Annotated in this window: 10 protein-coding genes; all 10 read left to right on the top strand. The window is 30.1% G+C overall.

Annotated elements, in window-relative coordinates; genetic code table 11:
• Positions 1–4 precede the first annotated feature (4 nt).
• The 10 genes from kdpB (at position 5) to G6N05_RS04060 (ending at position 13,194) form a co-directional block, all read left to right on the top strand.
• Complete coding sequence (kdpB, locus tag G6N05_RS04105) at positions 5–2,053, top strand: potassium-transporting ATPase subunit KdpB (RefSeq protein ID WP_166125275.1); 2,049 nt, start codon at positions 5–7, stop codon at positions 2,051–2,053.
• Between the two features lie 13 nt (positions 2,054–2,066).
• Complete coding sequence (locus tag G6N05_RS04100) at positions 2,067–2,261, top strand: hypothetical protein (protein ID WP_166125274.1); 195 nt, start codon at positions 2,067–2,069, stop codon at positions 2,259–2,261.
• Between the two features lie 5 nt (positions 2,262–2,266).
• Complete coding sequence (locus G6N05_RS04095; protein ID WP_166125273.1) at positions 2,267–2,821, top strand: K(+)-transporting ATPase subunit C; 555 nt, start codon at positions 2,267–2,269, stop codon at positions 2,819–2,821.
• Between the two features lie 8 nt (positions 2,822–2,829).
• Positions 2,830–3,912: a porin gene (locus G6N05_RS04090; protein WP_166125272.1), complete on the top strand. Its 1,083-nt coding sequence runs from the start codon at positions 2,830–2,832 to the stop codon at positions 3,910–3,912.
• A gap of 68 nt (positions 3,913–3,980) precedes the next feature.
• A complete protein-coding gene (locus G6N05_RS04085) occupies positions 3,981–5,108 on the top strand; it encodes a sensor protein KdpD (protein ID WP_166125271.1) in 1,128 nt (375 codons plus the stop codon).
• The gene (locus tag G6N05_RS04080) at positions 5,108–6,826 is read left to right on the top strand and encodes a sensor histidine kinase (RefSeq protein WP_166125270.1); all 1,719 of its coding nucleotides are present in this window, start codon (positions 5,108–5,110) and stop codon (positions 6,824–6,826) included. Before G6N05_RS04085 ends, G6N05_RS04080 begins: the two co-directional genes overlap by 1 nt.
• A 392-nt stretch (positions 6,827–7,218) precedes the next feature.
• Positions 7,219–10,044, top strand: coding sequence for a TonB-dependent receptor (locus G6N05_RS04075; RefSeq protein ID WP_166125269.1), 2,826 nt, complete (start codon positions 7,219–7,221; stop codon positions 10,042–10,044).
• Positions 10,045–10,063: 19 nt separating this feature from the next.
• Positions 10,064–11,356: a DUF5690 family protein gene (locus G6N05_RS04070; protein ID WP_166125268.1), complete on the top strand. Its 1,293-nt coding sequence runs from the start codon at positions 10,064–10,066 to the stop codon at positions 11,354–11,356.
• Positions 11,357–11,367: 11 nt separating this feature from the next.
• Positions 11,368–12,519: a TIGR03364 family FAD-dependent oxidoreductase gene (locus G6N05_RS04065; protein WP_166125267.1), complete on the top strand. Its 1,152-nt coding sequence runs from the start codon at positions 11,368–11,370 to the stop codon at positions 12,517–12,519.
• Positions 12,520–13,194, top strand: a complete 675-nt coding sequence (locus tag G6N05_RS04060) for a phosphonatase-like hydrolase (protein WP_166125266.1) — start codon at positions 12,520–12,522, stop codon at positions 13,192–13,194.
• Positions 13,195–13,369 lie beyond the last annotated feature (175 nt).

Raw genomic sequence — 13,369 nt, 5'->3', positions numbered from 1 at the left:
TAAAATGAGTAAAAATAAATCCAATTCATTATTTGAAAGTCAGCAAGTAAAAGAAGCTTTAGTGCAATCTTTTGTAAAGCTTAACCCGAAAGTAATGTTCAAAAATCCAGTCATGTTTACGGTGGAGATTGGAACTGCCATTATGTTCATTATGTGTATTGCCATTTTAATGGGTGCGCAAAATCAAGGTAGTTTTATCTATAATTTCATCGTGTTTATAATATTGTTTTTAACACTTTTGTTTGCCAATTTTGCAGAAGCTATTGCCGAAGCAAGAGGAAAAGCACAAGCCGATAGTTTAAGAAAAACAAGAGAAGAAACACCTGCTAAAAAAGTGTTAGTCCTTGGAAAAATTAGTTCAAGCGATATTGAAATGATTTCTTCTTCGCAACTTAAAAAAGGAGATATGTTTTTCTGTGAAGCAGGAGATGTAATTCCTACAGATGGAGAAATTATTGAAGGTTTAGCCACAATAGATGAAAGTGCTATTACTGGAGAAAGTGCTCCTGTTATTCGTGAAGCTGGTGGCGATAAAAGTTCAGTAACTGGTGGAACAAAAGTATTAAGCGATAGAATAACCGTAAAAGTAACTACTGAACCTGGTGAAAGTTTTCTAGATAAAATGATTGCTTTGGTAGAAGGTGCCAGTCGTCAAAAAACACCTAATGAAATTGCCTTAACTATTTTGTTAGCCGCTTTTACTTTAATTTTCGTAATTGTTTGTGTGACTTTAAAACCATTCGCAGATTATGCTAACGCGCCAATTACAATTGCTGCTTTTATCTCACTTTTTGTGTGTTTAATTCCAACAACCATTGGCGGATTATTATCAGCTATTGGTATTGCTGGAATGGACAGAGCCTTACGAGCAAACGTAATTACAAAATCTGGAAAAGCGGTGGAAACTGCTGGAGATATTGATGTGTTACTTTTAGATAAAACAGGTACAATTACTATCGGAAATAGAAAAGCTACTAGTTTTTATCCTACGAATGGTGTTTCTAAAGAAGATTTTATTCAATCAGCGGTTTTAAGTTCTTTAGCCGATGATACTCCAGAAGGAAAGAGTATTGTAGAATTGGCAGGAAATGAAGTAGCTCAAAAACTTTCTATTGATGGTGCAACTTTAATCAAATTTACAGCCGAAACCAGAACTAGTGGTGTGGTTTTAAAAGACGGAACCAATATTAGAAAAGGAGCACAAGATGCTGCTAAAAACATTTCGGAACAAGCGGGACATAAATTTCCTGAAGACACGGCTAAACAAGTAATAGAAATTTCTTCTAATGGTGGAACGCCTTTAGTGGTGATTAAAAACAGTCAAGTTCAAGGTGTAGTGGAATTGCAAGACATCATCAAAACAGGAATGAAAGAACGTTTTGATCGTTTGCGAAAAATGGGTGTAAAAACCGTTATGGTTACAGGTGATAATCCATTAACAGCCAAATTTATTGCAGAAAAAGCAGGTGTTGATGATTTTATTGCTGAAGCGAAACCAGAAGACAAAATGAACTACATCAAAAATGAACAACAAAACGGAAAATTAGTTGCCATGATGGGTGATGGTACTAATGATGCACCCGCTCTTGCTCAAGCTGATGTTGGTGTAGCCATGAATAGTGGAACTCAAGCAGCAAAAGAAGCAGGAAACATGGTGGATTTGGATAATGATCCAACCAAGCTAATTGAAATTGTTGAAATTGGAAAACAATTATTAATGACAAGAGGAACACTAACTACTTTCTCAATTGCTAATGATGTGGCTAAATATTTCGCTATTGTTCCTGCACTTTTTATTGGATCTATTCCAGCGTTACAAGGTTTGAATATTATGCGTTTACATAGTCCAGAAAGTGCCATTTTATCAGCGGTTATTTTTAATGCTATCATCATTCCAATATTAATTCCGTTAGCATTACGAGGTGTGGATTACAAACCAATCGGAGCAAGTGCCATTCTAAAAAGAAATCTTTTGATTTATGGTTTAGGAGGAATAATTATACCTTTTATTGGTATCAAATTGATTGATTTAGTGGTAGCTATGTTTTTTTAAAAAATGAAATAAAATGAAAAATATAGTATCAATACTCATCATTCCCATACTGATTCCATTAAAATTACGCGGAGTAGGTTACAAATCAGTTGGAACAAATACTTACTTAAAAAGTAATCTTATACTTTATGTTTTGGGAGGATTGATGGTTCCGTTTATTGGAATCAAATTGATAGAAGTAGTTATAACAATGTTCTTTAAAAATTAAATAAAATGAAAAATATAATATCAATACTAAAATTTACTGTTTTAATAGTAATTTTGTTTGCAGTCATCTATCCTTTGACCATCTTAGGGATTGCCCAATTTGCTCCAAACCAAGGTAAAGGAGAAACCCTTTCGGTAAATGGTAAAGTGGTTGGATATCAAAAAATAGGTCAAAAGTTTGATAAACCAAACTATTTTTGGGGTCGACCATCAGCTGTAGAGTATAATGCAGCAGGAAGTGGCGGAAGCAATAAAGGAGCAAGTAATGCCGAATATTTAGCTCTAGTTCAAAAAAGAATTGATACTTTTTTAGTGGTTCATCCCTATTTGAAAAAATCGGAAATACCTACTGATATGGTAACCGCATCTGGAAGTGGATTAGATCCAAATATTTCACCACAAGGTGCTTTAATTCAAGTAAAAAGAGTAGCTGATGCCAGAAAATTATCTGAAGAAAAAGTAAAACAATTAGTAGAAAAAATGAGTAACAAACCAAAAGTTATGGGAACTGAAACCGTAAATGTTTTAGAATTGAACATCGCTTTAGATCAATTGAAATAAAAAATTAAATGAAAAAAATAATATTGACAGCTTTAGGAGCTTTCGGATTTACAATAGGTAACGCTCAAGAAGCAGCAAAAGAGAAAAGTCCATTAACCTTTTCAGGATATTTAGAAACCTATTACAGTTACGATTTCGGAAATCCAGATAATCATTTGCGACCAGGATTTGTATACAGTCATAATAAACACAATGAGTTAAACCTGAATTTAGGAATGGCAAAAGTAAATTATGCCAAAGACAATATCAGAGGAAACTTTGCATTAATGGGCGGAACGTATGCCCAATATAACTTAGCAGCCGAACAAGATTTAATGAAAAATATCTATGAAGCGAATGTTGGAGTTAAAATTTCATCAAAACATAATTTATGGGTTGATGCAGGAGTTATGCCTTCTCATATTGGTTTTGAAAGTGCTATTGGAAAAGATTGTCAAACTTTAACTCGAAGCCTATTAGCAGATAATTCACCTTATTATGAAGCAGGTGCAAAAATCGGCTATACTTCTAAATCTGAAAAATGGTATTTAGCAGCCATGTATTTAAACGGTTGGCAACGTATTCAAAAAGTGGATGGGAATCAAACGCCAGCTTTTGGAACGCAAGTAACTTACAAACCATCTGGAAAAACGACATTAAATTGGAGTACTTATGTAGGAAATGAACAACCAGATAGTATTAAAAAATGGCGTTATTTCAATAATATTTACGGTCAATTTAAAGTTTCTGAAAAAACCAATTTAATAGCTGGTTTTGATATTGGAGCGCAACAAACTCTAAAAGGTAGCCATGCTTATGAAACTTGGTATTCACCTGTTATTATCGCACAATATAAACCAACGGCTAAAATTCAATTAGCAGCAAGAGGTGAGTATTATCAAGATAAAAACGGAGTAATTATCGCTACAGGAACCGCAAACGGTTTTAAAACTTTCGGCTATTCTGCTAACTTTGATTATCTAGTTTCGGATCATGCTATGTTCAGAATTGAAGCACGTTCCTTAAATAGTAAGGATGCTATTTTCTTAAGAAACAATAATCCAACAGAAAGTAATTTCTTTATTACTACTTCTTTGGCTATTTCTTTCTAGTTAAAGTATAATATAATTTACAAATCCTACAAGGTTAATTTGGACCTTGTAGGTTATTTTCATTAACTATGGATGCTGAAAAAGAAAAAAACGTAAAACATTTTCTAGATTTAATTCAAAAATCTAGAAAAGGAAAATTCAAAGTCTATATTGGAATGAGCGCAGGTGTGGGTAAAACGTATCGTATGCTACAAGAAGCACATACGCTTTTGAAGAAAGGCATTGATGTTAAGATTGGTTATGTTGAAACGCATAATCGGAAAGAAACGCACGAATTATTGGCTGGACTTCCCGTAATTCCAAGAAGAACCATTTTCTATAAAGGAAAAGAATTGGAAGAAATGGATGTGCAAGCCATTATCAATCTTCGTCCAGAAATTGTCATTGTGGATGAATTAGCCCATACAAATATTGAAGGAAGCAAAAATGAAAAACGCTGGCAAGATGTTTTAGAAATTTTAGATGCTGGAATTAATGTGATTTCCGCAGTCAATATTCAACATATTGAAAGTTTAAATCAAAATGTAAAAGACATTACTAATGTTGATGTTCAAGAACGAGTTCCAGATAATGTGTTGCGATTAGCAGATGAAGTAGTAAATATCGACTTAACTTCAGATGAATTAATCACACGATTAAAAGAAGGGAAAATTTATACTGAAGATAAAATTCAGGCGGCATTAAATAACTTTTTCAAATCCGATCAAATCCTTCAATTAAGAGAACTTGCTTTGAAAGAAGTGGCCAGTCAAGTGGTTCGAAAAGTAGAAAATGAAGTACCAAAAAATGTAGCTTTAAGACACGAAAAGCTTTTAGCTTGCATCAGTAGTAATGATAAAACGGCCAAAAGAATAATCAGAAAAGCTGCGCGTTTAGCTAGTTATTATAACAGTAATTGGTATGTTTTATACATTGAAACGCCAAATGAAAGTAGTGATAAAATTGCATTGGACAAACAACGCTATTTAATCAATAACTTTAAGCTTGCAACCGAGTTAGGAGCAGAAGTTATAAAAGTTCAAAGTTCTAATATAACGGATGCTATATTAGATATTGTGGAACAAAAAGACATTACAACGGTTTGCATTGGAAAACCACACTTAAATTTATTTAAAGTAATTTTGTCTACTAATGTATTTAATAAATTATTAAATAATCTTTCATCATCTAATATTGATCTTGTAATTCTTTCCTAATGAGAATAAAAACTAAATTAAATCTAGGGGTAGGAGTGTTGTTCTTACTAATTATAATACTTTCTATAATAAGTGCTTTTTATATATATTCTATAAAAAAAGACACCCAAAATATCATTAAAGCTAATTACGAAACATTAGAGTATTCTAGAAATATGCTTTTAGCTTTAGATGAAATTAAGGAGAAGGATTCAAAATCTGTTGCTTTTTTTGAAGTCAATTTGAAAAAGCAGTTGAGTAACATTACTGAAGATGGTGAAAATAAAGCTACTTATAAATTAAGAGATAACTTTAATTCTCTTAAAACCAATATGCTAAACGATAGTATTAAATTTCAAATACATCAAAATATTTTTGAGATTATGAAACTTAATATGGACGCCATTAAACAAAAAAGTGATGTAGCAAAAAAAACAGCAGAAACCGCCAACTTTTGGGTGATTATTATTGGAACATTATGTTTTCTTATAGCCTTTAATTTATTGGTTAATTTGCCAAATAATATAGCAAATCCGATTAAAGAATTAACCACAAGTATTCAAGAAATTGCGAATAAAAACTATTCTGAACGGGTACATTTTATAGATCATAATGAATTTGGAGATTTGGCTGATTCATTTAATACAATGGCAGAAAAACTGGAAGAATATAATAGTACTAATTTGTTTAAATTGTTGTTTGAAAAGAAACGATTAGAAACCTTAATTAATAATATGCACGATCCAATTATCGGATTAGATAATGAGGATAGTATTCTATTTGTAAACAATGAAGCCTTAAAAATTATTGGATTAAAAAAGGAAGATGTCATAGGTAAATCGGCTCTTAAATTAGCTTTAGAAAACGATTTGATACGAACGCTATTAAACACTAAAAATAACTCACAGAAATCAGCACCAATAAAAATATTTGCTGATGGAAAAGAAAGTTATTTTGAAACAGAAACAGTTAATATAACAATCACACCAACTGGAGAAGATAAAACGATTGATATTGGTGATGTAATTATTTTAAGAAATATTACTATTTTTAAAGAATTAGATTTCGCTAAAACTAATTTTATTGCAACCGTTTCACACGAATTGAAAACTCCAATATCGTCAATTAAATTCAGTTTACAATTGTTAGAAAAAGCTGAAACAGGAGACATCAATGAAGATCAAAAACAATTAATTGAGAGCATTAAAGATGACAGTCAAAGACTTTTAAAAATTACGGGGGAATTATTAGATATGTCTCAATTAGAAACAGGAAACATTCATTTAAGTATCGAAAAAAGTAATCCCTATCACATTGTAAATTATGCTTTAGAAGCGGTAAAAGTTCAAGCAGAGCAGAAACAAATTAATCTTATTGTTGAAGCTGAAAATGATTTACCTGACATTAAAGCAGATAGTGAAAAAACAGGCTGGGTTTTAATCAATTTTCTAACGAATGCCATTACATATTCTTCAAGTAACAGTCAAATTCTTGTCAAATTAAAAAAAGAAAAAAATCAAGTTGTATTTCAAGTTATTGATAATGGAAAAGGAATTGATAAACGTTACCAATCGAAAGTTTTTGATAAATATTTCCAAATTCCTGGAAGCAACAAATCTGGTACTGGTTTAGGTTTAGCAATAAGTAAAGAATTTATTGAAGCTCAAAATGGGAGTATTGCTATTGAAAGTGAACTAGGTTTAGGTAGTACTTTTAGTATTGGTTTGAATGTGTTTTAAATGAATATATATTATTTAAAACACATGTTTAATATTTGAAGTAATTGATATGGACTTAAATATTCTATTAAACTTATATTCACTGCATTTTGTTCTTTTTTTTACCTCAATCTCATAATAATATAACGTTTGCAAATGTTTTCTAAAAATAATGTTCATAGATAATGTTCATGAATTTTGTTTTGTACATTTATATTTGATTTCAATTCTTTGCTATTTGAATGAATTAGTATAGAACCCAATATTATTATAGGTTTACTACTTTTTGCTTAATAATTATTTAACATTTTAAATCTAAGACTTACATAATAGTAACATAAAATTAACTTGTATTTTTTACATATATTAAAATTATATCGTCTTTTTGCGTAATAAATTTAATATTTGTAAAAATGAAAACAAGATTTAAAAAATTATTATTATTCGTATTGTTAAACACTGTGGGTTTTTGTTTTGCTCAACAACAATCTATTAGTGGTTTTATTTATGATGACAATCAAGCATTACCAGGTGCTTCGGTAACACTTTTAGGATCAAATAAAGTAACAACTACTGAAGTAGATGGTTCTTTTAAATTGAATGGTTTACCAATTGGTGAAGTTACTTTAAAATTCAGTTATTTAGGTTACGGAAGTTACGAACAAACGTTTGATTTAAAATCTGGTTCTGCAATTAATATTGGGATTATTAGATTAGAATCAGGTGTAAATGAAATTGAAAAAGTAGTTGTTTATTCTTCTCAAAAGAATAGTGAATCTAGAGCTTTGTCAATGCAAAGAAAAGCAGTAAATATTATGAATGTTATTGCTGCTGATGGTATTGGTAAACTCCCAGATAGAAATGCAGCTGAAACTGTTCAAAGAATTCAAGGTGTATCTATTGAAAGAGATCAAGGTGAAGGACGCTTTGTTTCATTGCGTGGACTTCCTCCATTTTGGGCTTCAACTACAATTAACGGAAATAGAATTCCAACTGCAGAAGAAGAAACAACTTCTAGAGCTACTGCATTTGATTTTTTCCCATCGGAACTTATATCATATGTACAAGTAAACAAAGCATTTACTCCAGATATTGAAGCAGATGGTATTGGTGGAAGTGTTAATTTTATTACACAAACGGCTCCTTTAAAAAATAGTTTTAATGCAACTATTGGAGGTGGTTATAATGACAAATCTGGTAAAGGAATCTATAATACATCTTTAACTTATGGTGGAAGAACAAAAGATAAAAAATTTGGTTATTTATTCAATTTAACTAAGTTCAATAGAAATTGGTCAACTGATAATTTTGAAGCAAGAAGAAACGGTGATCAAGGTGTTTTTAGAATGGAGTTGAGAGATTATAACGGTATTCGTAAAACGACAGGAGTAAATGTAGCTTTTGAACACAACCCAACATCTAAAGATAAAATATATTTAAAAGCATTATATGGATCTTTAAATGATGATGAAACGCATTACAAACACAGAGTTCGTTTTGATAAATTTAATTCCACAACTAATGCAGCAAGAGTTGAATTGCAAAACATACATAATGTATTAATAACTGAGTTAAAATCTGTAACATTAGGAGGTAAGCATGAATTGAGTAAAAGTAAAATAGATTGGGATTTATCTGTATATGAAAATGAATTTAAATATGGTAATATACCTGATAAAGAAAACAAATCATATTATGTAATTAAATTCACTCAAAATAATGTTGGAATTGACCCAAGCTACATTCAAAATAATGGAGTAGGACCTAGAGCATATTGGGCTGCTGATGGTGGGAAATTAGATTATAAAAATCCAGATGCTTTGTTTGGTTTTTATAGTGATCCAAATTTTAAAATGGATGCGACCAAAATGAGATTTGCAGATTTAGAGTTTTATAAAGTATCAGTTATTGAACGTGATAATATTGTAGCTGCTTTTAATCATGAAATTAATGCTTCGGAAAAATTCACATTAAAATACGGTTTAAAATTTAGAGATAAAGAAAGAATAGCTCGTTTTTCAGATTTGTTTTACACATGGAATAATGGAACAGCTCCTTTATTGTCAGACTATAGTAATTATATAACCACTCAACCAAATGGGACAGATTATTTAAATGAAATGAATACTTCTATTGGAAATTCTTTTGGACCAGTTTTGTCTACGGATGGAATGAATGCTTTTTGGAATCAAAATCAGTCTAATTTGTCTGTAAGTGCTGCTGATTCTGAAGCATTAGAATTTAATAAAGGTTTAGGTAGAAACTTTGATGTTCATGAAACTCATGCAGATGCTTACACAATGGGTACATACAAAATTACAGATAAATTGACTGTTTTAGGTGGCGTTAGATTATCTAACACTAACACAGTAGTTGATGGATATAATGTTGTAGATAACAAACTAATAGAGGTTCAAAATGAAAAAAAATATTTAGCAATATTACCAATGTTACACGTTAAATATGAAGTTAACAACGATGTAAATGTCCGTTTCGCAGCAACAAGAACATTTTCTAGACCTAACTTCGGAGATATCACACCTGGTGGTACTTTCATTGAGGCGGATAATGAATTTAAAGGAGGAAATCCTAATTTGAATCCAACGTATTCTCTAAATTTTGATTTAATGGGAGAATATTATTTCTCTAATGTTGGAGTGGTTAATGCTGGTGTATTTTATAAATCAATTACTGACCCAATTTTTCAAGATTCATTTATTGGAAATTATAATGGGTTAACTGGAGTTCAATTTACAGCTCCAAATAATGCAGGAAATGCTTGGCTAGGAGGTTTTGAAGCTGGAATAATGAGACGTTTTGACTTTCTTCCAGGCTTTTTAAAATACTTCGGTACTCAGTTAAATGCAACATTAATGACATCAGAAATGGAAAAACCAAGTGGTCGTAAAGTAGCACTTCCTTATCAAGCAAAACAATTATATAATGCTCAATTGTTCTTTGAAAAAGGAGGATTCAATATTAGAGCTGCTTATAATTTCAAAGGGAAATATGCTATTGAGTATGCTGAAGAAGACATAAACGATTTGTATTATGGAAAATATAGCACTTTAGACGCTGGATTGTCTTACAGAGTAACTAAATATTTAACATTATTTAGCGATGTAAACAATATTTTAAACAAACCATTGATTTATCATTTTGGAAATAGTGAAGATCGTCCAGAACAAGTAGAATATTATGGTATTAGAGGAAGTTTTGGAGCTAAATTCAACTTTTAGTACATAGATTTTTAAGTAAATGAAAATATTAAAAAACAATAAAAATTATATTATTCCAAAAGCTGCTTTTGCGGCTTTTGGAGTATATTTTTGCATGTATGCTTTCAGAAAACCTTTTACTGTAGCAACCTTTGAAGGAATTTCTTATTTTGGAATTGATTATAAAGTACTATTAATTATAGCTCAAGTTTTTGGGTATTTTATTTCAAAGTTTCTAGGGATAAAAATTATTTCTGAACTTAATGAAACGAAAAGATTACGCTATTTAATTGCTTTTATTTTACTTGCAGAGTTGTTTTTGTTCTGCTTTGCAGTAGTTCCCAAGCCTTATAATATTTTATTTATGTTTCTAAATGGTTTACCACTTGGAATGATTTGGGGAATAGTGTTTTCTTATATCGAAGGAAGAAAAGCAACGGAAATATTAGGGTTAATTCTTTGTTCAAGTTTTGTAGTGTCTTCAGGATTTGTAAAATCTGTTGGGAAATTCATGTTAGATGTTTTTCAAGTAGATGAATTATGGATGCCCTTTCTTACAGGTTTGTTGTTTTTATTACCATTACTGTATTTTGGAAGATTGTTGGAAAGATTGCCAAAACCTACTGATGATGACATTGCATGTAAATCAGAACGATTGCCTCTTGGACGCAAAGGAAGAAGAAAATTGTTGCAAACTTTTTCTTTACCATTAGTTTTTCTATCAATAGTTTATGTTAGTTTAACTGTAGTTCGCGACTTTAGAGACAATTTTGCACGTGAAATTTGGGATGCTTTAGGATATGAAAATTCTAGTTCGATTTATACTTTTAGTGAAATTCCAATCGCAATAACTGTTTTAATACTTTTAAGCAGTTTAATTGCCATTAAGAATAACCAAAAAGCATTTGTGTATTATCATTATATGATTGTTTTAGGTTTGTTAGCAGTTGGTCTTTCCACATTTGCTTTTATAAATCACTATATGTCGCCTTTTAACTGGATGATGCTTTCGGGAATAGGTATGTATTTGTGTTATATACCTTTTAATGGTATATTTTTCGATAGAATGATAGCTACCTTTAAGATAAAAGGAAACGTTGGATTTCTAATATACTTTATAGATTCTATTGGTTATTTGGGAAGTATAGCAGTGCTTTTATATAAAAATTTTGGAACACAATCAGAATCATGGTTGAATTTTTACTTAAAACTAAACTTTGTTTTGGTAGTAATAGGTGTTTCCTCAATACTTTTTGCTTTGTTTTTCTTTCAAAAAATTAAGAATAAAAATAAGATTAAAACTAATTTAAAAATGAATATTGTAAAAATATAAATATAGAAATGATGAAATATGATTTAATTGTAGTAGGTGGCGGTATTTTAGGAACATTTCATGCCTATCATGCTTTGAAGAAAAATTTAAAAGTTCTTTTAGTGGAACGAAACAGTCTTCCACAGGGAGCAACAGTTAGGAATTTCGGGCAAGTAGTTCCTTCTGGAATGGATTTAAAATGGCAAAATTTTGGTAGAGAAAGTTTAGCAATTTATAAAGAATTACAATCCCTAACTGATTTAACTGTTCGTCAGAATGGAACTATTTACATTGCATCAAATGATGAAGAAATGCAATTGATTGAGGAATTAAGCCAAATTAATAAATCAAATAGTTACGAATCACACTTATTAACTAAAAACGATTGTTTAAAAAAATTCGATGGTTTGCGTTCAGATTATTGCAAAGGAGGTTTATTTTTTCCAGAGGAAATTACAGTAGATTCAGGAGAAATGATTGTGAAGTTACATAAGCTATTGGTTGAAAAATTCGGATTAATTATTCAATATAATACTACGATAACTGCAACACAAGAACTAAATGGAACTTGTACAGCAACTACTGGTAATGGTGATTTTTTAGAAGCTTCTAAAATTATAATTTGTGGAGGAAGTGAATTTAAAACTCTTTATCCAAATGTTTTTGAAGAAAGTGATTTAGAAGTTACAAAATTGCAAATGTTACAAACGAAATCACAAGGAATTTATACACTGCCAAGTAATATTTTAACAGGATTAACTATAAGAAGATATGAATCTTTTGAAGAATGTGCTTCTTTCAAAAGTATAAAATCAAAAGAAAACCCTTCTAGCTTTGAAAAGAAATTTGGAGTGCATATTTTATTTAAACAAGGTTTAGATGGATCTATAATCATTGGAGACTCTCATGAATATGCAGATGCAAAAGATATCGATTTATTAGGATATGATTTAAATATGGAAATTGATGAATTCATGATTGATGAAGCTAAAAAAATTATCGATTTACCTACATACGAAATTCAAAAAAGATGGTTTGGGATTTATTCTCAATGTAAAAACAATGATATTTTCGAGTTTAATCCATCACCAAATATTCATATTATTACTGGAATTGGTGGAAAAGGAATGACTGGAAGTGCAGGTTTTTCTAAAAAGAATATTGATTTAATTTTTAATAACTAAATGAGTAATACAATTAAAATGGTAGTTCTAGATATGGCTGGAACTACAATTAACGAAGATAATATTGTTTATAAAACATTACATAAAGCAGTTGAAGAACAAGGAATAGAAGTTGATTTATCTACAGTTTTAAAGATTTGTGCAGGTAAGGAAAAACATAAAGCTATTATTGATTTATTGAAAAATTTAGGAATAGAAAATGTTGATTCAAAGGTTGTTTTTGAAAACTTTAAGAAAAATCTTGAGGAAGCTTATGATTTATATGAAATTAAGCCAATTGATGGAGTAGAAGCTTTTTTTGCAGAATTAAAAAATAGGGGAGTAATAGTAGTTCTAAATACAGGTTACGATTCTAAAACAGCAAATAAATTATTATCAAAATTAAATTGGTCAGTTGGCAATCAAATAGATGCATTAATTACAGCTGATGATGTAGTTACCGGTAGACCAAGTGCGGAAATGATTAATTTGGCTATGGAAATTTTTTCAATAAGTAATTCAAAAAACGTCTTAAAAGCTGGAGATTCAGCCATAGATATTGAAGAAGGAAAAAGTGCAAATTGTGGTTTAACTGTAGGTGTACTTTCTGGAGCACAAAATGAGGAAGAACTCATAAAAGCATCACCGGATTATATTTTTCAAAACGTTACACAAATAATTAATTTATTTGTTTAGATTGTTTGTTTTTTTTGTTTAAACCTAACTTTATAGTTAGGTTTTTTTAATTTTCTCAACTAAGATTATTGTATTCTGATTCAGATTTAAATGAACAATAATAAGAGAATGTTAATTCCATTAATTTTTGGTTAATACATTAAAAAGTTTACAAATAGTAAATAAATATTATATA

Source organism: Flavobacterium bernardetii, assembly GCF_011305415.1.
GTDB classification, from domain to species: Bacteria; Bacteroidota; Bacteroidia; order Flavobacteriales; family Flavobacteriaceae; genus Flavobacterium; species Flavobacterium bernardetii.
This window is presented reverse-complemented; position numbering and strand designations above follow the sequence as displayed.

What these genes read in the sequence shown, in the direction of transcription:
- kdpB (WP_166125275.1), top strand. Translation starts at nt 5, where the DNA reads ATGAGTAAAAATAAATCCAATTCATTATTTGAAAGTCAGCAAGTAAAA.
- G6N05_RS04100 (WP_166125274.1), top strand. Translation starts at nt 2,067, where the DNA reads ATGAAAAATATAGTATCAATACTCATCATTCCCATACTGATTCCATTA.
- G6N05_RS04095 (WP_166125273.1), top strand. Translation starts at nt 2,267, where the DNA reads ATGAAAAATATAATATCAATACTAAAATTTACTGTTTTAATAGTAATT.
- G6N05_RS04090 (WP_166125272.1), top strand. Translation starts at nt 2,830, where the DNA reads ATGAAAAAAATAATATTGACAGCTTTAGGAGCTTTCGGATTTACAATA.
- G6N05_RS04085 (WP_166125271.1), top strand. Translation starts at nt 3,981, where the DNA reads ATGGATGCTGAAAAAGAAAAAAACGTAAAACATTTTCTAGATTTAATT.
- G6N05_RS04080 (WP_166125270.1), top strand. Translation starts at nt 5,108, where the DNA reads ATGAGAATAAAAACTAAATTAAATCTAGGGGTAGGAGTGTTGTTCTTA.
- G6N05_RS04075 (WP_166125269.1), top strand. Translation starts at nt 7,219, where the DNA reads ATGAAAACAAGATTTAAAAAATTATTATTATTCGTATTGTTAAACACT.
- G6N05_RS04070 (WP_166125268.1), top strand. Translation starts at nt 10,064, where the DNA reads ATGAAAATATTAAAAAACAATAAAAATTATATTATTCCAAAAGCTGCT.
- G6N05_RS04065 (WP_166125267.1), top strand. Translation starts at nt 11,368, where the DNA reads ATGAAATATGATTTAATTGTAGTAGGTGGCGGTATTTTAGGAACATTT.
- G6N05_RS04060 (WP_166125266.1), top strand. Translation starts at nt 12,520, where the DNA reads ATGAGTAATACAATTAAAATGGTAGTTCTAGATATGGCTGGAACTACA.